This window comes from Maribacter halichondriae (genome assembly GCF_027474825.1).
GTDB classification, from domain to species: Bacteria; Bacteroidota; Bacteroidia; order Flavobacteriales; family Flavobacteriaceae; genus Meishania; species Meishania halichondriae.
Genome location: NZ_CP107030.1, coordinates 2,621,840 through 2,644,678 on the forward strand (window position 1 = coordinate 2,621,840; position 22,839 = coordinate 2,644,678).

General features: G+C 40.7%; 21 protein-coding genes, 1 tRNA gene and 4 pseudogenes. 16 read left to right on the top strand and 10 right to left on the bottom strand.

Annotated features, from left to right (window positions below; all coding sequences use genetic code 11):
- Positions 1-33: 33 nt before the first annotated feature.
- From N8A86_RS11995 to N8A86_RS12040, 10 genes and pseudogenes are all read left to right on the top strand, one after another.
- Positions 34-802: pseudogene (locus N8A86_RS11995) on the top strand (TatD family hydrolase).
- Positions 803-814: 12 nt separating this feature from the next.
- Positions 815-1,843, top strand: a complete 1,029-nt coding sequence (locus N8A86_RS12000) for an asparaginase (protein ID WP_273565607.1) — start codon at positions 815-817, stop codon at positions 1,841-1,843.
- 67 nt (positions 1,844-1,910) lie between these two features.
- Positions 1,911-1,998, top strand: a tRNA-Ser gene (locus N8A86_RS12005).
- A gap of 78 nt (positions 1,999-2,076) precedes the next feature.
- Positions 2,077-2,826: a MotA/TolQ/ExbB proton channel family protein gene (locus N8A86_RS12010; protein ID WP_273565608.1), complete on the top strand. Its 750-nt coding sequence runs from the start codon at positions 2,077-2,079 to the stop codon at positions 2,824-2,826.
- A gap of 24 nt (positions 2,827-2,850) precedes the next feature.
- Positions 2,851-3,282: a hypothetical protein gene (locus N8A86_RS12015; RefSeq protein ID WP_273565609.1), complete on the top strand. Its 432-nt coding sequence runs from the start codon at positions 2,851-2,853 to the stop codon at positions 3,280-3,282.
- Between the two features lie 9 nt (positions 3,283-3,291).
- Positions 3,292-3,900, top strand: a complete 609-nt coding sequence (locus N8A86_RS12020) for an ExbD/TolR family protein (RefSeq protein ID WP_273565610.1) — start codon at positions 3,292-3,294, stop codon at positions 3,898-3,900.
- A gap of 24 nt (positions 3,901-3,924) precedes the next feature.
- The gene (locus tag N8A86_RS12025; protein WP_273565611.1) at positions 3,925-4,407 is read left to right on the top strand and encodes an ExbD/TolR family protein; all 483 of its coding nucleotides are present in this window, start codon (positions 3,925-3,927) and stop codon (positions 4,405-4,407) included.
- An 83-nt stretch (positions 4,408-4,490) separates the two neighbouring features.
- Positions 4,491-5,168: a porin family protein gene (locus N8A86_RS12030; protein ID WP_273565612.1), complete on the top strand. Its 678-nt coding sequence runs from the start codon at positions 4,491-4,493 to the stop codon at positions 5,166-5,168.
- Positions 5,169-5,362: 194 nt separating this feature from the next.
- Positions 5,363-5,788, top strand: a pseudogene (locus N8A86_RS12035) (ExbD/TolR family protein); the annotation flags it as partial.
- A gap of 198 nt (positions 5,789-5,986) precedes the next feature.
- Positions 5,987-6,470: pseudogene (locus N8A86_RS12040) on the top strand (ExbD/TolR family protein).
- 35 nt (positions 6,471-6,505) lie between these two features.
- On the opposite strand, the gene N8A86_RS12045 reads toward N8A86_RS12040, so the two are convergent.
- The 6 genes and pseudogenes from N8A86_RS12045 to pyrH all read right to left on the bottom strand — a co-directional run bounded on the left by N8A86_RS12045 (position 6,506) and on the right by pyrH (position 13,974).
- Complete coding sequence (locus tag N8A86_RS12045; RefSeq protein WP_273565613.1) at positions 6,506-7,111, bottom strand: hypothetical protein; 606 nt, start codon at positions 7,109-7,111, stop codon at positions 6,506-6,508.
- Positions 7,111-8,568 (bottom strand): RNA polymerase factor sigma-54, encoded by a 1,458-nt coding sequence (gene rpoN / locus N8A86_RS12050; RefSeq protein ID WP_273565614.1) that lies wholly within the window; start codon positions 8,566-8,568, stop codon positions 7,111-7,113. Before rpoN ends, N8A86_RS12045 begins: the two co-directional genes overlap by 1 nt.
- Positions 8,569-8,609: 41 nt before the next feature.
- Positions 8,610-10,043 (bottom strand): asparagine--tRNA ligase, encoded by a 1,434-nt coding sequence (gene asnS, locus N8A86_RS12055; protein ID WP_273565615.1) that lies wholly within the window; start codon positions 10,041-10,043, stop codon positions 8,610-8,612.
- 82 nt (positions 10,044-10,125) lie between these two features.
- Positions 10,126-12,527, bottom strand: a pseudogene (locus tag N8A86_RS12060) (efflux RND transporter permease subunit).
- Between the two features lie 140 nt (positions 12,528-12,667).
- Positions 12,668-13,222 (bottom strand): ribosome recycling factor, encoded by a 555-nt coding sequence (gene frr, locus N8A86_RS12065; protein WP_273565616.1) that lies wholly within the window; start codon positions 13,220-13,222, stop codon positions 12,668-12,670.
- A 44-nt stretch (positions 13,223-13,266) separates the two neighbouring features.
- Positions 13,267-13,974 carry a UMP kinase gene (pyrH, locus tag N8A86_RS12070; RefSeq protein ID WP_273565617.1) on the bottom strand — a complete coding sequence of 236 codons (708 nt, stop codon included), beginning with the start codon at positions 13,972-13,974 and terminating at the stop codon, positions 13,267-13,269.
- 165 nt (positions 13,975-14,139) lie between these two features.
- Here pyrH and N8A86_RS12075 point away from each other — a divergent pair, with 165 nt between their 5' ends.
- The 6 genes from N8A86_RS12075 to N8A86_RS12100 all read left to right on the top strand — a co-directional run bounded on the left by N8A86_RS12075 (position 14,140) and on the right by N8A86_RS12100 (position 19,328).
- The gene (locus tag N8A86_RS12075) at positions 14,140-16,008 is read left to right on the top strand and encodes a M61 family metallopeptidase (RefSeq protein ID WP_273565618.1); all 1,869 of its coding nucleotides are present in this window, start codon (positions 14,140-14,142) and stop codon (positions 16,006-16,008) included.
- 142 nt (positions 16,009-16,150) lie between these two features.
- On the top strand, positions 16,151-16,705 hold the full coding sequence (locus N8A86_RS12080) for an RNA polymerase sigma factor (protein ID WP_273565619.1): 555 nt from the start codon (positions 16,151-16,153) through the stop codon (positions 16,703-16,705).
- 4 nt (positions 16,706-16,709) lie between these two features.
- Entirely contained in the window at positions 16,710-17,513 is an 804-nt protein-coding gene (locus tag N8A86_RS12085; RefSeq protein WP_273565620.1) for a HEAT repeat domain-containing protein, read from the top strand.
- Positions 17,514-17,585: 72 nt separating this feature from the next.
- Entirely contained in the window at positions 17,586-17,828 is a 243-nt protein-coding gene (locus N8A86_RS12090; RefSeq protein WP_273565621.1) for a hypothetical protein, read from the top strand.
- On the top strand, positions 17,788-18,453 hold the full coding sequence (locus tag N8A86_RS12095) for a DUF4097 family beta strand repeat-containing protein (protein WP_273565622.1): 666 nt from the start codon (positions 17,788-17,790) through the stop codon (positions 18,451-18,453). The genes N8A86_RS12090 and N8A86_RS12095 overlap by 41 nt, the downstream gene beginning before the upstream one ends.
- A 62-nt stretch (positions 18,454-18,515) precedes the next feature.
- On the top strand, positions 18,516-19,328 hold the full coding sequence (locus N8A86_RS12100; protein ID WP_273565623.1) for a DUF4097 family beta strand repeat-containing protein: 813 nt from the start codon (positions 18,516-18,518) through the stop codon (positions 19,326-19,328).
- 95 nt (positions 19,329-19,423) lie between these two features.
- Here N8A86_RS12100 and tsf read toward each other — a convergent pair whose 3' ends face one another.
- The 4 genes from tsf to rplM all read right to left on the bottom strand — a co-directional run bounded on the left by tsf (position 19,424) and on the right by rplM (position 22,654).
- Positions 19,424-20,248: a translation elongation factor Ts gene (tsf, locus tag N8A86_RS12105; RefSeq protein ID WP_273565624.1), complete on the bottom strand. Its 825-nt coding sequence runs from the start codon at positions 20,246-20,248 to the stop codon at positions 19,424-19,426.
- Between the two features lie 128 nt (positions 20,249-20,376).
- On the bottom strand, positions 20,377-21,585 hold the full coding sequence (gene rpsB / locus N8A86_RS12110; RefSeq protein WP_273565625.1) for a 30S ribosomal protein S2: 1,209 nt from the start codon (positions 21,583-21,585) through the stop codon (positions 20,377-20,379).
- 227 nt (positions 21,586-21,812) lie between these two features.
- On the bottom strand, positions 21,813-22,199 hold the full coding sequence (rpsI, locus tag N8A86_RS12115) for a 30S ribosomal protein S9 (RefSeq protein WP_273565626.1): 387 nt from the start codon (positions 22,197-22,199) through the stop codon (positions 21,813-21,815).
- The gene (gene rplM, locus N8A86_RS12120) at positions 22,199-22,654 is read right to left on the bottom strand and encodes a 50S ribosomal protein L13 (protein WP_273565627.1); all 456 of its coding nucleotides are present in this window, start codon (positions 22,652-22,654) and stop codon (positions 22,199-22,201) included. Before rplM ends, rpsI begins: the two co-directional genes overlap by 1 nt.
- Positions 22,655-22,839 lie beyond the last annotated feature (185 nt).

Genomic DNA, 22,839 nt, shown 5'->3' on the forward strand with positions numbered 1-22,839 from the left:
TTTTTTTGACAAAGATAGTTCTATTTTTGCGCTATGATTTTGACCGATACGCATACGCACCTATATAGTGAAGCCTTTGAAGAAGACCGGGATAAGGTAATTCAATCTGCAATCGAAAAGGGAATAGAACGTTTTTTCATACCAGCCATTGACTCCACGTATACGCAGGCGATGTTCGATTTGAAGGAAGCTTATCCTGAGTATATATTTCTAATGATGGGCCTTCACCCGACCCATGTCAAGGAAAATTTCAAGGATGAATTGGATCATGTTTCCGACATGCTAGAATCGCATAAGTTCTATGCCGTAGGTGAAATAGGAATAGATTTATACTGGGATAAAAAAATTCTTGAAGCAACAGCAAGAGGTGTTCAAATTTCAAATTCAATTGGCAAAGAAATACGAACTTCCTATTGTAATCCATTGTCGGGAAGCCTTTGATGAGATTTTTGAGGTTTTGGAGACTGAAAAATCAGAAGACTTGTTTGGAATTTTTCATTGTTTTACAGGAACGTTTGAACAAGCGCAAAAAGCGATATCCTATAATATGAAGTTGGGTATTGGGGGGGTGGTGACCTTTAAGAATGGAAAGATAGATACCTATCTAGACCGTATTGACCCGGAACATATCGTCTTAGAGACCGATGCTCCCTATTTGGCACCGGTACCCTATCGCGGAAAACGTAATGAGAGCGCCTATTTAGTAAATATAGCTGAAAAGCTATCCAATATATATGGAATACCGATTGCAGATTTGGCGGCCATAACCACCGAGAATTCTAAAAAGGTCTTTGGTATTTAACACAAGGTATTCATGAGAAATCAAACAAACATACTTTTAATCTATACCGGTGGTACCATAGGTATGGTCAAAGATTATGATTCAGGAACGTTGAAGCCTTTTAATTTTAAGAAGCTCCTAAAGAATATTCCTGAACTGGCCCAGTTGGACTGTAGTATTGAAAGCGTCTCTTTTAAGAAACCCATAGATTCCTCCAACATGAACCCGAAGTATTGGGTAGAGTTGGCCACCATAATCGAAAAACATTATGAGAGCTACGACGGGTTTGTCGTTTTACATGGTAGCGATACGATGAGCTATACCGCTTCGGCAATGAGCTTTATGCTTGAAAACTTATCGAAACCGGTCATTTTTACGGGTAGCCAATTACCCATAGGAGACTTGCGCACCGATGCCAAAGAGAATCTGATTACCTCGATACAGATAGCGGCACTAAGGGAGAATAATAAACCGGTGATTCAAGAAGTCGGATTGTATTTTGAGTATAAATTATATCGTGCAAACCGTACGACCAAAATCAATGCCGAACATTTTGAGGCGTTTGCTTCTTTAAACTATCCTGCTTTGGCAGAATCGGGAGTACATCTTAAGGTGAACGAAGCCTATTTGAACCGTTCAAAAAGAACCAAAAAGTTTTGTGTTCACAAAAAACTGGATAACAATGTTGCCGTATTGAAGATTTTTCCGGGACTTAACAAATCACTTTTGTCAAGTATATTGGATACCGAAGGCCTAAAAGCAGTTGTTCTAGAAACTTATGGAGCAGGAAATGCACCAACGGACGAATGGTTCTTACAAGCACTCGATAGAGCGATAAAAAATGGATTGCATATTGTGAACGTAACCCAGTGTTCGGGAGGCGGTGTTTCGATGGGCCAATATGAAACTAGTGAACGTCTTGAAAAAATGCAAATCATTAATGGTAAGGATATTACGACCGAGGCGGCAATTACCAAGCTGATGTACCTTCTGGGTAGTGGAGTATCCTCTAAGTTGTTGAAAACCATATTTGAAACTTCCCTACGAGGAGAAATGTCATAAAAATAGTAGCTTTAATTTCTTCAACTAATTTTTTTTGTTATTTGGGCAACCCTTAAAAGGCTAACTTAGAGAGGTGGCCGAGTGGTCGAAGGCGCACGCCTGGAAAGTGTGTATACACCAAAAGTGTATCGAGGGTTCGAATCCCTTCCTCTCTGCGACGAAGTTTTACTTTGTTTATTGCGATTTTTTTTTATCTTTAACCTTATTAACTAACTAATTTAAGTTTGAAAAAAATGAAAAAATTATTCTCTATCCTGGCAACTGCTGGGTTGTTTGTAGCAGGTACAAATACGGTAAGTGCAAAAGTGACTTCAGCGATGATGGTGATGCAGGATGCAGCCCCAGAAGCTGAGAAAGGTTTTACACAAGTTTTAAAGGAAATGTTCATTCAGGGTGGTGCCAGTTTCATGGGTATCGTTCTTTTATGTTTGATTCTTGGATTGGCAGTGGCTATTGAAAGGATCATCTATTTGAACATGGCCAGTACCAACACCACAAAATTGAAGCAGCAAGTCGAAGATGCTTTAGCATCGGGTGGAATCGAAGCTGCCAAAGAAGTATGCCGAAACACAAAAGGCCCAGTTGCCTCTATCTACTATCAAGGATTGGATAGAGCAGGAGAGAGCGTTGAGTCTGCCGAAAAAGCGGTAGTAGCCTATGGTGGTGTGCAAATGGGACAATTGGAGAAGAACGTCTCGTGGCTTTCATTGTTTATCGCTATTGCCCCGATGCTTGGTTTCATGGGTACGGTAATCGGTATGATACAGGCCTTCCAAAAGATTAGTGCCGTAGGTAACTTGAGTGCCTCCCTTATTGCAGGTGATATCCAAGTGGCGTTATTGACCACGGTATTCGGTCTGATCACAGCAATTATCCTACAGATTTTTTACAACTACATTATTGCCAAAATAGATAGTATCGTCAACGATATGGAAGATTCTTCGATTACCTTGATCGATATGTTGGTAGACCATAAAAAATAATTCGGACCTAATACTTAAAATATTATGCATAAAATAGTTAAAATAGGATTAGTAGTGCTAGGTCTGATCGGAGCTGTGCTGTGGTTCATGTTGCCCGATAGCGATATGCCCGCCAACGAAGCAGCAGCCAGTGGTGCAATGAACGCCATGTTCTGGATTACGTATCTTCTTTTGGGGATTGCGGTAGTCGCCAGTTTGATATTCGCCCTGAAAGGAATATTTTCGAATCCCGCAGGCCTAAAAAGAACGCTTTTCGGCGTGGGAGGCTTGGCTGTTGTAGTGATCATATCGTATGTCTTGTCCAATGGAACCGATGTGAGCGATGAGTATATGGCCATGTCTAATGAATCCACCGTCAAACGAATCGGAATGGGCCTCAATGTATTTTTCATCTTAACAATCATTGCCGTTGGTGCGATGTTGTGGGGTGGATTTAGAAAAATGACCAGTAAATAAAAATTAATTATGGCTAGAAGAGCAGGAGCACCAGAAGTAAATGCCGGTTCTATGGCAGACATCGCATTCCTATTGCTTATCTTTTTCTTGGTAACGACTACCATCGAAACGGATGCAGGTCTGGATCGTATGTTGCCACCGATCGAGCCGCCGGAAACAGATGTTATTATCAAACAGAAGAACATCTTTCAAGTATTGATTAACAGGAATGGGCAATTATTGGCTGACGATAATATTATCGAAATCAAAGATCTTAGGGCTAAGGCGATGGATTTCTTGGATAACAACGGTGATGGTACGTGCACCTATTGTAGGGGCAGAAAAATTGCCGAATCATCGGACAATCCTACAAAGGCGATTATTTCATTAAAGAACGATAGAGAAACTAAATACAGTACCTATATCACGGTTCAAAATGAAATTGTCGGTGCATACAACGATTTGCGTAACCGGGAAACACAGCGTTTATATGGCCAAGACTTTACCACTATGGAGGCAACGTACTTAAACCCCGAGACACCATCCAGTGTAAAGGATGAGTTGAAGGAGAAAGTAAAGAAGATCCAAGATTTGTTTCCCCAAAAGTTTTCGGAAGCGGAAACGTCCACGTCTAACTAAAGACTTTTATAAAGAGATACTATTATGTCAAAATTTGCCAAGAAAAAAAGTGGGGACCTGCCAGCCGTAAACACTGCATCTTTACCGGATATCGTTTTTATGTTGTTGTTTTTTTTCATGACCGTAACGGTCATGAAAGACAGTACGGTAAAGGTACAGAATACCCTGCCTAATGCTAGTGAAATCAAAAAGTTGGAGAAAAAGGATAGGGTTATCACCATTTATGTTGGGGCACCTACCCGCGAATACCAAAGTACTTTTGGTACCGAGCCGAAGATTCAACTTAATGATAAGTTTGCGAGCCCTTCCGAGGTTGGTGATTTCATTTTGATGGAAAGAGCAAAAAAAGCTCAAGAACTCCAGAACGTTTTGACCACCTCCCTGAAAGTGGACAAAGATGCTAATATGGGCTTGATATCCGATATTAAACAAGAGTTAAGAAAGGTAAACGCCTTGAAGGTGAATTATACTACCTATGAGGGCGATGCCTTCAACAATCTTAAATAAAGTTAGTTACTTTAAACATAAAGTACGCCCCAAGTGTTTCATTTGGGGCGTTTTTTATGGTATGAATTCTTAACTTTGATGTCATGAGGATTGTCTTCTTTTTGTTTTTCATAAGTTTCTTTTTCTTAAGTATCGCTCAAGATTCTTCGCAGCCCGATGATATATATTTAGAGGATCAGTTCTATTTGGGCATTACCTACAATTTCATACTGAACAAACCCAGTGACGTTACACAGCGTAGTCTCTCCTATGGCCTTCAAGGTGGTTTTATTAAAGATTTGCCCATTAATTCAACAAGAACCAGGGCAATAGGTATTGGCCTAGGTTATGCTATAAATTCATATTACTCAAATATCAGGGCTACTGAATCTCAAGGTGATATTTTATATTCTCGCGTAGGTAACGATTCCGATTTCAAAAGGAGCAAGATTGAGAACCATTTGATTGAACTTCCCATAGAGTACCGATGGAGGAATTCTACTCCTGAAGAATACAAGTTTTGGCGAATTTACACGGGCGTTAGATTGGGGTATGTTTTCTCGGGAAGGTCGAAGTTCATTTCCGAGGGCGAAAAAACTTCCTTTTCAAACAATGATCTTCGAAAGCTTCAATATGGGTTGACGTTCAATGTGGGATGGAACACGTTCAACATCCATATATATTACGCCTTGAGTAGTCTTTTTAATGATAGTGTCGCTCTGGACAATGAGATGATCGAGGTAAAGCCACTTCGTGTAGGTTTCATTTTCTACATTCTATGACCTTTCTTATTTTTTGAATTTCTACACGGTTAATTGGCATGAAAATTGTTGTTTTTTTAATGGATATGCCAACCTTATAATCCGTAAACAACTTCACTTTCCTAGAGCAATTTCTATTGCCCCGAACCTTCATGTTTCTACTTTCTGCTTATGTGGGCAAAAATCTATTGTTCAATAATCAAAACCACTTTAACATGAAGAACAGGAAAGGAGCACCAGGGGTAAATGCAGGTTCAATGGCCGATATCGCATTTCTACTATTAATTTTCTTTTTGGTCACGACCAGCATAGAAACCGAACAGGGCATTGAAAGAATGCTCCCAAGAACTGATACATCGCCACCACCATTGACTTATCACGATAGAAATATATTACTCGTTAATGTCAACCAAAATAATGAGATTATGGTCGATGAAAAGAAAATTGATTTAAAAGAGTTACGTGAACTCACCATAGCATTTCTTGATAATGGAGGGGCTTTGTCTGATACGGAGAGTTATTGCGATTATTGTCAAGGAGAACGAAGCAGTACATCTTCCGATAATCCTGTAAAGGCGATTGTTTCATTGAGTACCGATAGAGAAACTAGTTATGCCTCCTATATTACGGTTCAGAACGAATTGGTCGGGGCTTACAATGCGCTGAGAAATCGAGAAGCGTTACGGCTGTACGGAATGAAGTATACCCAGATGGAATCACAATATTTAGATTCTCGATCCACGATGGCAGATAGGGCCACATTAAAAGTAAAGATCAAGAGCATTCAAGAACTATTTCCCAAAAAATATCCGAAGCTGAAATCAATTAAACATAGTACTATGATAAAATTTAAAATTAAATCAAACGGAGGGATCCCACCCGTATCAACCGCTTCGTTGCCTGATATCGTCTTTATGCTCCTGTTCTTTTTTATGTCGGTTACTGTTATGAAAGATACCACATTGAAAGTCGAGAACACTTTGCCGAATGCCAGTGAAATAAAAAAAATGGAAAAGAAGGACCGTATAATTTATATCCATGTTGGAAAACCGATTGGAAAATATGAAAAGCTATTCGGTAAGGAGCCTAAAATTCAATTGAACGACAAATATGCCAATGTTGAAGATGTTGGGCCCTATGTGTTGGCGGAAATCGCGAAACGGCCCGAAACATCTGCACAAGTTCATGACCATATCCCTTAAAGTGGATAAAAATGCCAATATGGGCCTTATATCTGATATTAAAGAAGAACTGCGAAGGGTGAACGCCTTAAAGATAAACTATACGACCTACGATGGCGACGCTTTTACGAATGTACAATAGATCTTGAAAGGTGAGCTGATGCTTGGCCCAAGGCCTTAGAGCCAAAATTTAACGGTCAGCAGTTGAGTAAGTATTCCTAAACAAAAACCTACAAAGAGCTCGGCTTTGGAATGGGCTTTTAAGTATAGCCGAGAACTTGCGACCAAGCCTGTAAAAAGTGTCAAGATGCTCAGGGCGATGGTAATGTTAATTTCAAAATGAATACTAAGACTTATCATGAACATTAGAAGACTGCCCATGCCCATAAGGTGCATGCTGCTTTTAAGATTTAGAAATAATAGTAAAAGGGCTGCCGTAGAGGCCCCTATAAGCCCGACGAAAAAGTAATAGAGCTCAATGGTGTAATTGTTGGGGATGACCTTATAGAGAATCAAGAACAATAATATGATATTAATGTACAAAGGGTATTTGCGTTCTTCGATTTTTGGCATATAGATAGACGTTACCAAACCAAGATTTCTTAAAATTAAATAGGAGATTATAGGTATGATAACGGTCAGAATGAATATGGGTAATATGTTGCCGCTCTGAAGTTCCAAAGGGCTGTATTTTGGAGTGATTATGAAATAAGCCAAGGTACCCGCAATAGGAGCAAATAAAGGGTGGAAAACCAGAGAAACTGCTTTTAAAAATCCCTTCATTAGATTTGCTTTCTCAACCTTGCCACAGGAATATCCAATTGTTCTCGATATTTGGCAACGGTCCGTCTAGCAATAGGGTAGCCCTTTTCTTTTAAGATTGCCGCCAATTTATCGTCGGTAAGCGGTTTTTTCTTATTCTCTTCGCCAATGACGGTTTCCAATATTTTTTTGATTTCCTTGGTGGACACGTCCTCTCCTTGGTCATTTTTCATCGACTCCGAAAAGTATTCCTTGATCAATTTGGTGCCATAAGGGGTATCAACGTATTTGCTATTAGCGACTCGCGAGACGGTAGAAACGTCCATGTCGATTTCGTCTGCAATGTCCTTCAGTATCATGGGGCGAAGGTTTCTTTCGTCACCGGTCAGAAAATATTCCTTTTGATATTGCATAATGGCATTCATCGTAATGAACAAGGTCTGCTGTCTTTGGCGAATAGCATCGATGAACCACTTGGCCGCATCAAGCTTTTGCTTTATAAACTGAACCGTATCTTTTTGCGACTTGGATTTCTTTTTGGCATCTTTATATCCCTTTAGCATATTGCTATACTCACGCGAAACGTGCAGTTCTGGGGCATTACGACCGTTAAGGCTTAGTTCGAGTTCCCCGTCGACGATACGTATCGAAAAATCGGGTACTACATGCTCTACAATTCGATTGTTTCCCGCATACGAACCTCCTGGTTTGGGGTTCAGTTTTTCAATTTCGGAAATTGCCTCCTTTAACTGTTCCTCACCAATATTATACTTTTGGATGAGTTTTTTATAATGTTTTTTAGTAAACTGCTCAAATGATTTTTCTAGAATTGTACTAGCTAATTCAACACTTGGTGTAGGCTCTTTTCGCTTTAGTTGAATGATGAGGCATTCTTCTAGAGAACGGGCACCAACACCTGGTGGATCCAATTCTTGAACGATTCTAAGAATTTTACCGATGGTCTTTTCGTCGGTGTAGATATTTTGTGTGAACGCGAGATCATCGAGAATGTCGGTCAAAGGCCTTCGAATATATCCGCTTTCATCAATACTTCCGACCAAAAATTCTGCGATACTCCATTCCTCATCGGTCAGATATTCGGTGTTAAGTTGGCTCAGCAAATACTGGTTGAAAGAAATACCGGCCGCATAGGGCACACTTTTTTCCTCGTCATCAGCGCTATAGTTATTGGCCTTTGTACGGTAATCGGGTATTTCGTCGTCACTTAGGTATTCGTCAATATTAATGTCATCGGCGGTAATGCTCTCATTATCGTTCTCTCCTACATATACATCGTCGTATTCATCCGTAAGGGTATCTGCTTCTTCTTTACCGCTTTCGAGCGCAGGATTTTCTTCCAGTTCTTGCTTCAAGCGTTGTTCAAAAGCCTGTGTGGGCAATTGGATCAGCTTCATGAGCTGAATCTGCTGGGGCGACAGCTTTTGCGATAACTTGAACTGTAAGTATTGTTTTAACATTCAGGGTCTATTGTGTCTTTTATAAAGTTAATGTTTTTCACTTAAAACTCCGCATTTTGAGGTGTTCTAGGGAAGGGTATCACATCCCTGATATTGCCCATGCCGGTAGCGAAAAGAACGAGTCGTTCAAAACCTAGGCCGAAACCACTATGAACTGCCGTACCGAATTTTCGCAAGTCGAGATACCACCATAATTCTTCCTCAGGAATGTTCAAGGCGGCCATTTTTTCTTTAAGCACATCAAGACGCTCTTCACGTTGAGATCCACCTACAATTTCTCCGATACCGGGAAACAGAATATCCATGGCTCTCACCGTCTTGCCGTCTTCGTTCAAACGCATATAAAAGGCTTTTATTTTCGCGGGATAATCAAAAAGAATAACGGGGCACTTAAAATGTTTTTCGACCAAATAGCGTTCATGCTCACTTTGTAGATCTGCACCCCAATCATCAATTACATATTGAAACTTTTTCTTTTTGTTTGGCTTACAGTTTCGTAGAATTTCTATCGCTTCGGTATACGTTAAACGCTTAAAATTATTTTCTACAATAAATTTTAATTTTTCAATTAAGGGCATTTCGCTCCGCTCAATTTGGGGTTTTGTCTTTTCTTCGTCCAATAAACGTTTTTCAAGAAAAGCCAAATCTTCTTGACAATTGTCAAGAACATACCGGATTACATTTTTGATAAAATCTTCTGCCAAATCCATATTGGCATCCAAGTCGTAGAAGGCCATTTCCGGTTCGATCATCCAAAATTCGGCCAAGTGTCTTGAGGTATTTGAATTCTCGGCTCGAAACGTTGGGCCGAAAGTATAAACCTTGCCTAGAGCCATGGCGTATGCCTCGGCCTCCAATTGGCCGGAGACGGTCAAATTGGTTTCCTTTCCGAAGAAATCTTCTTTATAGTCAATACTTCCGTCTTCGTTTAGCGGTGGGTTTTTTCCATCCAAGGTGGTAACCTTGAACATTTCACCTGCACCTTCGGCATCCGAACCTGTAATAATGGGTGCATGAAAATAGTAGAATCCGTTCTGGGTAAAATATTGGTGAATGGCAAAGGCCAAAGCCGAACGCACGCGCATAACTGCGGCAAAGGTGTTGGTGCGCACCCTTAAATGTGCTTTTTCCCTCAAAAATTCAAGTGAGTGTTTTTTGGGCTGTATCGGATATGTTTCGGGATCCGCGGCACCGTGAACAAAAATATCGCTGACCTGAATCTCGACATTTTGTCCTTTGCCCAGACTTTCGACCAAAGTGCCGGTTAGTTTTAGCGCAGCCCCTGTGTTGATCTGTTTGAGCAGTGCATCGTCAAATGATTCAAAATCGACTACGCACTGAATGTTCTGTATGGTAGACCCGTCGTTTAAGGCGATGAACCGATTACTTCTGAACGTTTTGACCCAACCGTTAACGACCACATCTTGGCCTACCGGATTCAAGGCCAATATTTCTTTTATGCTCAATGAATTCATCTTTGAAAATTAGACCTCAAAGATAGCTTTTTGGACAAAAAGAATAGAATAGCCTTGTGTTTAAATTGGTTTAAAATCAGAATCAGTCTTCGATTTTTCCGGACTTTATTTCGTCTTTGGGCAAGATATCGATTTGGGGTTTTTTCAAAACCTCTTTATTGGCGATACTTCGTTCCAGGGAAAGTAGGAGCGAAGGCAATAATACTAGATTGGCCAGCATGGCAAAAAGCAAGGTTGCCGATACCAGTGCCCCTAGTGCCACAGTGCCGCCAAAGTTCGAAATCGTGAATACGGAGAAACCAAAAAATAGGACGATTGAGGTGTAGAACATGCTCACTCCGGTTTCTCGTAAAGCAGCATAGACCGATTTTTGTATTCGCCATTTGTTCGCGATGAGCTCTTGTCGGTATTTGGCCAAAAAATGTATCGTATCGTCCACTGAGATGCCGAAAGCGATGCTGAATACCAAAATGGTGGAAGGTTTAATGGGTACCCCTGCGAAACCCATAACCCCGGCAGTGATAACCAAAGGCAATAAATTCGGAATCAACGAAATAATGATCATTCGAAATGACCGGAAAAGATAGGCCATAAAGAGGGCGATTAAAAAAATGGCGAATGCAAGTGATAAGACCAGGTTTTTGACCAAATACTTTGTGCCCTTTAAGAACAATAAAGCACTGCCCGTCATATAGACTTCGTAACGATCTATTGGAAAGAACTTGTTTATGTTTTCCTGTAATCTTCCCTCGATAGCCTCCATACGTTCGGTGCCCACATCTTGCATAAAGGTCGTTATTCGAGCCGTCTGCCCTGAACTATCCACAAAACTCTTTAACAGGTTGCTATTGCCCGAAGACTTACTGGCGACTTCCATGATAAAACTGTTCTCTTGCGAGGTAGGAAGCTGATAGTATTTCGGAATACCATTATAAAATGCTTGTTTGGAATATTTAACCAGATTTACGGCGGAAACCGGTGTAGAGAGTTCGGGAATTTCTTCGATTACTTCACTCAATTGGTCCATCCGTTTCAAAGTGGCCGGCTTTAGTACGCCCTTCGGTCTTTTTGTATCTACCACGATTTCAACGGGCATGATACCATCGAATTCCTCCTCAAAAAATCGAATATCCTTAAAGAACTGGGCATTTTTGGGCATATCCTCGATGGGACTACCTGAGATTTTGATTTGATAGATCCCAATAATGCTGATTACCAAAAGTGCAATGGAGACAATATAGACGGCAATTCTTCTTTCACGTACGATACGTTCCATCCAATTGACGAAGGCATCGATCCATCTTTTGTTCAGGTGTTTCAAATGCTTTGTTTTCGGTAATGGCATGAAGCTATACACAATCGGGATGATCAATAACGATAAGATAAAAATACCAATGATGTTGATGGAGGCCACGATACCGAATTCCTTGAGCAGTTTGCTATCGGTAATGATAAAAGTTGCAAAACCGGATGCCGTGGTCACATTGGTCATCAAGGTGGCATTCCCGATTTTAGAAATGACCCTTTGCAACGAGAGGGCCTGATTGCCGTGTTTTTTTACCTCCTGTTGATATTTGTTGATCAGAAAAATACAGTTAGGAATACCGATGACGATAATAAGTGGGGGAATCAAAGCGGTCAACACCGTAATCTCGTATTGCAATAACCCCAGTATTCCAAAGGCCCACATGACTCCCACGATTACGACGAACATTGAAATGAACGTAGCGCGAAAGCTTCTAAAGAAGAAAAAGAAAATAAGCGAGGTCACCCCTAAGGCCGCCAAAATGAACTTTCCGATTTCATCGATAATGTTCTGTGAATTCATGGTTCGTATGTAGGGCATGCCCGAAATGCGAACATCAAGCCCTGTTTCTTCCTCAAAATCCTCGACCAGATTGGTGAGATCCGTGAGAACAAAGTCTTTTCGTACGGAGGTATTGACAATATCCTTATCCAGATACATCACTGTACGTATCGTGCGACTTTCTTTATTGTACAATAAATTGTCGTAAAAAGGTAGGTCATTGAACAGATGATGGGTGAGGCTGTCAATATCTTTTTGAGTATCTGGAGGCGTTTTTATCAAGGGTTCGAGAACGAACTGTTGCTTATCGTTATCTTTTACCAATTCTTGAAGATTGTCTGTCGATAAAACGAAATCTACCTCCGGAAAAGCACCTAATTGCTTACTCAGTTTGTTCCAGCGGTTGAAATTTTTAGGGAAAACAAGGCACTATCCCGTATGGCAAAAACTACGGCATTGCCTTCTTCTCCGAACTGTTCCAGGAAAGTCTGATATTGTATATTAACAGGATGGTCATCGGGCAACAAATTGGCCTGTGAACTGCTGAACCGCATTTTTTCCCATTGTAGCCCCAAAAAAATGGTAAATGCAGCAACGAGCAGTAATATCAAAATACGGTTTCGGAGTATGATCCGTGCCGTTTTTGCCCAAAAACCCTGTGTAAGTTTTGCTACCATGGTGTTTTCAACGAGCGCAAAGGTAGAAAATGAAAAGGTGCGTTCCTAGAATGGTAGATTTAATTGTGCGTACAACAAGGTCAAAGGAATAAAAAAAGCTACCTGAAGGCAGCTTAAAAATTTACTTTAACCATTTGAAATTAAACCTTCATAATCTCAGCCTCCTTAGCCCCAAGGAAACTATCGATTTTGCTGATATAGTTGTCCGTTAGCTCTTGTACATCCGCCGTTGAGTTTTTTTCGAGATCTTCGGAGATATCAAGGTCACGGATCTCTTTGTTCGCATCTTGCCGGGCACTTCGAACTCCGACCTTGGCGTCTTCGGCCTCGGCTTTTGCCTGTTTGGTCAATTGAATTCTTCGCTCTTCGGTCAATGGCGGCACATTGATAATAATCAAATCTCCATTGTTCATGGGGTTAAATCCTAGGTTGGCATTCATGATGGCCTTTTCTATTTCTTGCAACATTGATTTTTCCCAAGGCTGCACCGAAATGGTTCGCGCATCGGGGGTATTAATATTGGCCACTTGCGACAAAGGGGTCTGTGAGCCGTAATAATCAACTTTCACGTTTGACAACATGGCCGGACTCGCTTTCCCCGCGCGGATTTTTACAAACTCTTTTTCCAAATGGGCGATTGCTGCATCCATGCTTTCCTTGGCGGCATCCAAAATAAATGTAACTTCTTCGTTCATAGGTTTAAACTTTAAAAATTCAATAAGCACAAACTATACCACATTTAAAGATTCACTTTGGTCCCAATTTTCTGGCCATCAACGATTTTTAACAGATTGCCTTTTTTATTCATATCGAAGACGATAATAGGCAATTCGTTCTCTTGACTCAAGGTAAATGCGGTGGTGTCCATGACCTTCAATCCTTTAAGCAAGACGTCAGCAAAAGAAATGGAATCGAACTTCGTGGCATTTTTATCTTTTTCAGGGTCAGAGGTATAGATTCCATCAACTCTGGTTCCTTTCAAAATAACGTCGGCTTCTATTTCTATCGCCCGTAAAACCGCCGCGGAATCTGTAGTAAAATATGGATTTCCGGTACCGCCGCCAAAAATAACCACGCGACCTTTTTCCAAATGACGCATGGCGCGACGCCGAATAAAAGGCTCTGCGACCTCGTTAATTTTTATGGCCGATTGTAATCTTGTCTGCACTCCTGTATTTTCCAACGCACTTTGAAGAGCAAGACCATTGATTACCGTTGCCAACATACCCATGTGATCTGCCTGTACGCGATCCATACCGCTACTGGCACCGGCAAGTCCACGAAAAATATTTCCGCCACCGATAACGATAGCGACTTCAATACCTCTTTCAACTACTTCCTTTATTTCCTCGGCATACTCGGCAAGTCTTTTTCCATCGATTCCATATTGCTTTTCGCCCATCAGGGCCTCACCGCTAAGTTTTAAAAGTATTCGCTTGTATTGCATGTTTGGTTTTTATGTCCCGACAAAAATAATCAAAAAAAGTTATGATCTACTTTTTAGTAAGGGGCATAAAACGAACCTTAATTATTTCCTAATAATACCCCTTAGGTGCGCTAAATTTTATATTCTTGCACCACTTTTGTAAAAACAATATTCAAAAATATTCAGATGAAGAAAATATTCTTAGCAGCCCTATTAACGGGTATACTATATAGCTGCGGTTCTACGAAAGCTTTGATGACAGCGGATAAAATACCTATAATTGCCACCTTGGACCTCAATAACGTCACTGATGATAAGGTGAAGGTCGAGATTGATCCCGGGGCCTTTTCGCAAGAGGCGGTCAGCTTTTATATTCCTAAGACCGTACCGGGAACGTATAGTACTGATAATTACGGAAAATACATTGAAGATTTTAAGGCACTTGATTACGATGGGGCCGAATTGCCCGTATCCAAATCGGACGATAATATCTGGAACATCTCAAACGGTACAAAATTGGATAAGATTACGTACTGGGTCAATGACACGTACGACTCCGAAAGTGAACAAGAGGAAGCCGTTTTCTCACCCTCAGGAACCAATATTCTGGCCGGGGAAAATTTCATGCTGAACCTGCACGGTTTTGTGGGTTATTTTGATGGGCTAAAGGAAGTACCCTATGAATTGACTTTCAAGAAGCCTGCAGACCTTGAATCGACCACCTCCTTGACCAAGAGTATAGAAGGTGCCGATGCCAATACCGAAACTTTTCTGGCAAGTCGTTACTTTGATGTAATCGACAATCCTATACTTTATGCAAAACCCAATACCGAATCATTTAAAATCAATGATATCACGGTTACCTTGAGCGTTTATTCCCCGAACGGCACCTATACTGCGGCAAGTCTTAAAGATCGCATGGAGAAAATGATGGGAGCGCAAAAAGGATTTTTGGGAGATATCGATGGTACCAAAGAATATAATATTCTGTTATACCTATCCCAGATGGGCGAAACCGATGCCAACGGGTTTGGCGCCTTGGAGCATCATACTTCGACCGTTGTGGTCTTGCCCGAGGTGATGGAAAAGGAAGCCTTGGAACAAGCAATGGTCGATGTGGTCTCACATGAATTCTTTCATATTGTCACTCCGTTGAACGTACACTCTGAAGAGGTACAGTATTTTGATTTCAACAACCCCAAAATGTCGCAGCACCTATGGATGTATGAAGGTACCACAGAATATTTTGCCAACCTCTTTCAGATTCAACAAGGTTTGATCGATGAGACCGAATTCTATGAGCGTATCATGGAGAAGATCAATAATGCAAAATCGTTCGATGATACGATATCGTTTACCAATATGAGCAGCAATATTTTGGTAGAACCTTATAAAGAGAACTACGCCAATGTATATGAAAAAGGCGCATTGATCAATATGGCTTTGGATATTCTTTTGCGAGAAAAGAGCAATGGAGAAAAGGGCGTACTGTGGTTGATGAAAGAGCTTTCAAAAAAATATGGGAACAATACTCCGTTTCAAGATGAGAAGCTAATCGATGAAATCGTGGCGATGACCTACCCGGAAGTCCGGACATTTTTCGATACCCATGTAATTGGTGACACGCCGATAGATTACAGCAACTATTTGGCAAAAGTAGGGTTGACGATGACCACGGGAGAAAAACAGACCGGATATTTCTTAGATGGCGAGGTGCCCTTTATTGATGTGGATCAGTCTAATGACAACGCAGTTTTCATCCGTAAGGGAATTGAACTCAGCACATTTTATAAGGATTTAGGGCTGCAGGGTGGCGACACCATTATAAGTATCAATGATATTGCTATTAATTTGGAAGCGATTCGACCTATCATTGGTCAAAGTTTTGGATGGATGCCGGAAACGGAAATAAAAATGGTCGTTGATAGAGATGGTGAGGAAGTTGCCGTAGAAGGAAAGGTCGGGACCCCCATGTTAAAATATGAGACCATTGTTCCTGTTGAAGGGGTGACCGATGCGCACGCAAAGTTGCGCCAAGCTTGGTTGAAAGGTTAGTAACATGTATTTTTTATAGTCCAACGCCACCGAATCCGGTGGCGTTTTTTTATATAAAAGAATTACCTTAAAAGAAATTTCAACTTTTTTGTAACCTTTTCCAAAAGTAGAAGTTTACCCTGTTGAAGACCTAAAAACAAGAATGCACGCACTGACCGACAATGCATTAATGCTAAAAGTGAAATCCGGTGATTTGGATAAACTCGGCCTGCTGTATGAGCGCCATAAAAAGAGGTTGTTCGGGTTCTTTTACAATATGAATCGTAGTGCTTCGGTTAGTGAAGATCTTGTGCAGAATGTGTTTGTGAGGATGTTGAAATACAGACATACTTTTACGGGTGAAGGTTCTTTTTTGGCTTGGATGTTCCGGACCGCTCGAAATGTCAATCATGATTACTATCGCAAGCATAAGAATGAGAATAACCAAAGTGAGTTGTCATCCATCGAATATAAGTTGGAAGATTCAGAAAATTTCAATAGTGATATGGACAAGGATGACGACATAGCAATATTGAATAGGGCCATGCAAAAATTACCACATGAAAAGCGCGAAATATTGATGCTCAGTAAGTATAAAGAAATCAAGTTCAGCGAAATCGGTGAAATATTGGGGTGTAGTGAAGGTGCCGCGAAGGTCAAGGCGCATAGGGCCTTGAAGGATTTAAGGGAGATTTATCTACAAATGGAAATACGATAAGACTATGGAGAAAGAAACATTTGAAAGTAAGGTCATAGACTTTTTGTCCGATAGGATGAACGAAGCCGAAATAAAAGAATTTGAAAAATTTCTCAACGACCACTCTGAATATCAAGTGCAGTTCGATGCACTGAGCCGAACTTGGAGAGGTGTTGATGGTATTGAAGTTCCTGAGCCCACCGAAAACATGGATGTGCGATTTTTTGAAATGCTTCAATCTGAAATTGAAAAAGAGAAGAATGCGAAAGATGATTCCGAAAGCTGGTTCTCAAAAATTTTGGAAGGACTTTGGAAACCCCAAGTGGCATATAGCATTTTACTGCTCACCATAGGATTGACGGCCGGATATTTAATGAACGCTGACACTTCATCCGTGCCAATGAAAACGACCATAGTAGGTAATTCGGAAACCGAAGAAGTCCGCGAGCAATTGGTACTCACTCTATTAGACCAACCTTCAGCAAATAAGCGTTTACAGGGTATTAGCGAAGCCAATAAAATTTCAAAAGTGGATGAAACAGTTATTAAGGCCTTGCTCAAGACATTGAACAATGACCCAAACGTGAATGTGCGGTTGGCGGCCATAGCATCGTTGACCAATTATTTGGACAATCCAATAGTTCGAGAAGGTTTGGTGCAGTCCATCATAAAGCAAGATTCTCCTATTGTTCAGGTTACCTTGGCCAATCTTATGGTAGCCTTGCAAGAAAAGAAATCTGTAGAACCTTTTAGAACGCTGATGCGAACAAAAGAACTGAACGAGTCCGTAAAGGAAAAATTGGAAACATCCATTAAATCCATAATTTAATATCTATCAGCATTTAGAAAAAGAGTTTATTCATCAATCCGTCCGCCAGCTGGTGGACCTAAAATCAATCAAATGAAAAGAATTATCGTATGTACCCTGTTGACAGTATGTTTCGCGGTATACAGTGCAAAAGCGCAGAAAAAAGAGTTTAAGGAAGTCATTAAAAAAGAACTATCCTATCAAAGTGGGGATACCGACCATATGCTCGAAGTCCAAAATCTGAACGGTTCGATAACCGTGGAAGGATACGATGGATCGGTAGTACTCGTTGAGGTTGAAAAAGATCATCTCGGCACGCAGTACGCAAGACCTTGAATTGGGCAAAAAAGAAATCGGCATCAAAGTACTTCAAGAAGGAAGCAAGCTCATCGTCTATCCCGATGTGCCCAACATGCACTATAAAAATGGCCGTTTTACGAATATCGATTGCAACCGATGGGAAGAACGCCCCTATGACCATACATTGAATTTTAAAGTACGGATGCCTAAAAACAGCAAACTCAAGGTAGGCGCTATCAACAACGGCGAAGTTATGGTCAAGAACACCCGAGGTAGTTTTTTGGAAGCGCATAATATCAATGGTGGTATCGAACTTCAAAATATTACCGGGAAGACCAAAGTGCATTGTATCAATGGTGAAGTGAATATCTCGTATGTTGAGAACCCTTCCGAAGCCTCTACATATTATTCTCTGAACGGCGATATTAATATTACGTATCAAAAAGGCCTATCGGCAGATATCGCTTTCAAGAGTATGAACGGAGAATTATTTACGGAGTTTGATGTCGAGAAACAATATACCAGAACCACTAGGGATGAATCTGGAAAAAAGGATACGAAATATCGATACGAGTCAAAACCGGTGGTTCAAATTGGCAAGGGAGGTCTTGATTTTGATTTCGAAACCTTGAACGGTAATGTAATTATTAAAAAAATATAACAATCCATAACACAATTCAATAGATTCCCTTTTTCAGGAGAATCAAAATAAAACTAGTAATCATGAAAAAACTAAAAATAGTACTCCTGGCAATAGTCTTGTTGCCTTTGCTTAGCAATGCACAAGAAGAAAGTGTTGAATTGTTCTCAGTACCATTGAGCAATCCTGGCAATTCGGGTAAATTGATTGTCCAGCAATTGTCGGGTTCAATAGATGTAATTGCTTATGAGGGCAACGAAGTGATTGTCAAAGCTTCCTTTGGAAATAAAAAAGAACACTATAAAGACAAAAGCGAAAAACCTGGACTCAAGAAGATTGAAAATAGTTCACTAAAAATAAGTGCCGAAGAAAAGAACAATGTGGTGCAGATTATCAATGAGCAATGGAACAAAGCAACCAATCTTGAAATTAAGGTGCCTGGCAATTTTTCCCTGAAATTGGGTACGGTCAATAAAGGAAATATTACCGTTAAAGGTGTTAAGGGGGAGTTGGAAATCAGTAATGTCAATGGAGAAATTACATTGACCGATGTAAGTGGTTCGGCCTCCGCCGATACTGTCAATGGCGATATCAAGGTAAATTTTCTATCGGTTACCGACGGGGCCAGTATGGCATTCAGCAGTATGAACGGCGATTTGGAAGTAACCTTTCCGAAGTCGGTAAAGGGCAACCTAAAGTTAAAATCGGAGCAAGGTGATATCTTCACCGATTTTGAAATGGCCGTAGACAAACAAAAACCTGTGGTTGATAAAAATTCTTCCGGCGGAAGCTATAAGGTAAAAATTGAACAGTGGGTCAATGGAAAGATCAATGGTGGTGGTCCTGAGATGCTTTTTAAGACTTTTAATGGGGATATTATCATTCGTTCGAAATAGATAGGTTTACTGCGAAAAGTTACCGTTTTCTAAAATTAAAAAACCGCTACAAGTCATTTGTAGCGGTTTTTATTTTGAGTTAGTTTGGTATTACATTATCCTAAAGCAACACGTTCAAAGCTGGTCACTTCTAAATTGGAATCTACAGATTTCACGTATTGGGCAACACTTTGTTTGCTGTCTTTGATGAAATCTTGATTCACCAAGGTATTGTCTTTAAAGAAACGTTTCAATTTTCCTTTGGCGATATTGTCCAACATGGCCTCAGGTTTGCCCTCTTGACGTAACTGATCTTTGGCAATTTCGATTTCCTTATCGATAACCGATTGATCGACACCTTCTTCGTTCAGGGCAACAGGGTTCATCGCGGCGGCCTGCATGGCCACATCCTTGGCGGCAACAGCTGCACCATCTACAGCGGCAGAAAGACCTACCAAAGTAGCAATCTTGTTACCTGCATGTATATATGAACCTACAAATGGGGCACTCAATTTTGCGAACCCTCCAATTTCGATTTTCTCTCCGATAACTCCTGTTTGCTCGGTCAATTTATCTTGAACCGTCATACCTTGAAAATCAGCGGCAAGAAAAGCATCCTTGCTATCGAAACCTATTGCCAAATCGGCCAATTGATTGGCCAAGCTTACAAAACTATCGTTCTTGGCAACAAAATCGGTCTCACAATTCAATGAGATGATAACACCATCAGTGTTTTCTGAGTTTACCTTGGCGATAGCGGCACCTTCCGAAGAATCGCGATCTGCTCTTTTGGCGGCTACTTTCTGTCCTTTTTTTCTTAGGATTTCGATGGCTTTTTCAAAATCTCCATCGGCCTCTACCAATGCATTTTTGCAGTCCATCATTCCTGCACCTGTTGTCTGTCTTAATTTATTTACTTCTGCGGCTGTAATCTTTGCCATAATAATATATTATTTGTTGTCATTTCCGCGAAGGCGGAAATCTATATTCTATTTGTTGTAATTACTGTGAGGACAGGAATCTATTTATTGTTTTTAAAATGTTTTTTCCTCACCTTGGGAGAGGCCCTCTATTCAACGCCTCCCTTTACACTATCCTGCCATTCCTTCAACTCGTCCCATTTCTCATCGGCGGCCATTTTGGCTTGTTTCGGCCAAGTGGTCGGGTCTAAATGTGCCATTCTAGAGCTAGCTTCCGTCAAGACTTCCTTGATTTTCTCTGGATCCGCCTTGGCCAATTTTGCAAAAGTTTCAAGTCCGGCGTTTACCATAGCTTCGGCGGCTTTTGGTCCCACACCTTCTACTTTGGTCAAATCATCACCTTTAGCAGCTTTCGCTTTGGTCTCTTTCTTCGGCGCCTTTTTTTCGATCGCTTCTGTACTAACCTCGGCCTCGATTTCATTTGCGGTTGTTTTCGCAACTACAGGCGGAGCTTCGGTCTCTACGGTTTCCGGAGTTGGTTCGGCTTTTTCTTTATTCTTGGCTGCCGGAGCGGTTTCAACTTCAGTATCTTCAACCACGGCCTCTTTTTTGGCCTTTTTCACTTTAGGCGCTTCATCTCCACCTTCATTATCCGCCTGCTTTTCTGACTTTCGTTCGGTTAGGCCTTCCGCTACTGCGTCACAGACTTGGGTCATAATGATGTCAATGGATTTTGAAGCATCATCGTTAGAAGGAATCAAGAAATCAACATCCCTTGGGTCACAATTGGTATCAACCATGGCAAAAATCGGAATGTTCAACTTTTGAGCTTCTTTTACCGCAATGTGCTCGCGCATCGTATCCACAACAAATAATGCTCCTGGAAGTCGTGTCATTTCGGAAATGGAACCTAAGTTCTTTTCCAATTTGGCACGAAGACGATCTACCTGCAAACGCTCTTTCTTGGAAAGTGTCAAGAAAGTTCCATCTTTCTTCATTCTGTCGATAGAGGCCATTTTCTTAACTGCCTTTCTGATAGTGACAAAGTTGGTCAACATTCCGCCAGGCCATCTCTCTGTGATGTAAGGCATGTTTACGTTCGCCACTTTTTCAGCAACAATATCTTTTGCCTGCTTCTTTGTAGCGACAAAAAGTATTTTTCGACCTGATGCTGCAATTTTTTTTAGGGCCTCATTGGCCTCTTCCATTTTTGCAACGGTTTTATAAAGGTTGATAACGTGAATTCCGTTTCGCTCCATGTAGATGTAAGGCGCCATGTTCGGATTCCACTTTCGTGTTAGGTGGCCAAAATGCACACCTGCTTCCAATAAATCTTTTACTTCGACTTTTTTAGCCATTTTTAATTTAGTTTACGTTCTTTTGAATTAGCAATGTTGAAGTGGTATCCTCCGTCAGCTGACTGAGGAAGCCTTTAACATTTAGATGCTAAACTAACTTACCTGAATCATTCAAGAATGAATGTATTCAGGATTTTTAATTGTTTCCTTAAAGAAAACTTTCAATGAACTTGTTAGAAAAATATTAAGAGGCACCTGCCAATCGACGGATGCCATGAAATACAATATTAACGCTTGGAGAACTGGAATTTTTTACGTGCTTTCTTCTGTCCGAATTTCTTACGTTCTACCATTCTTGGGTCACGGGTCAATAATCCTTCGGGCTTAAGAACCGTTCTATTTTCGGCATCGATCTCGCACATAACCCTAGAAAGGGCCAAACGAATTGCTTCCGCCTGTCCGGTAATACCACCGCCATAAACATTCACTTTGACATCATAGTCATTCTCGGTGCTTGTCAATGCAAAAGGTTGCTTTACCTTGTATTGCAATGTGGCCGTCGGAAAATAATCGTTAATATCTCTCTGGTTTACGGTAATATTACCTTTTCCCTTAGAAACATATACGCGTGCGACCGCTGTTTTTCTTCTTCCTATTTTGTGGATCGTTTCCATTACTTGAACTCTTTTAGATTGACTACGGTCGGTTTTTGTGCTTCTTGCTCGTGGTTCGGACCAACATATACCTTCAGGTTTCTGAAAAGGTCGGCACCTAACCGGTTCTTTGGTAACATGCCCTTGACCGCTTTTTCTACGATACGCTCGGGGTGCTTTTTCAACAGTTCACTTACTGAAGTGGAACGTTGCCCACCGGGATAACCAGTGTAGCGTAAATAAACTTTAGTATCCCACTTATTTCCAGAGAGTGTTATTTTTTCCGCATTGATAATAACTACATTATCTCCACAGTCAACATGCGGTGTAAAATTAGTTTTGTGTTTTCCTCGTAACATTTTGGCGACCTTTGAAGCAAGTCTTCCCAATGTTTCGCCTTCTGCATCTACCAATAACCATTGCTTGTCAACGGTCTTCCTATTGGCCGAAACTGTTTTATAACTTAATGTATCCACACTACTGTTTTTATGAATTAGACACTTCCATCCCGTTAAACGGGCTGCAAATGTACACTAAATTACTTGAAATACAAATGGTTGTTTCTGAATATTTTTTGATTTTTTCCTGTCTTTAAAAATAGAATCTTTTGGTAAAAAGCATGGTAATGCTGATGGGATGCACTTATGTTAAAAAAACTTAA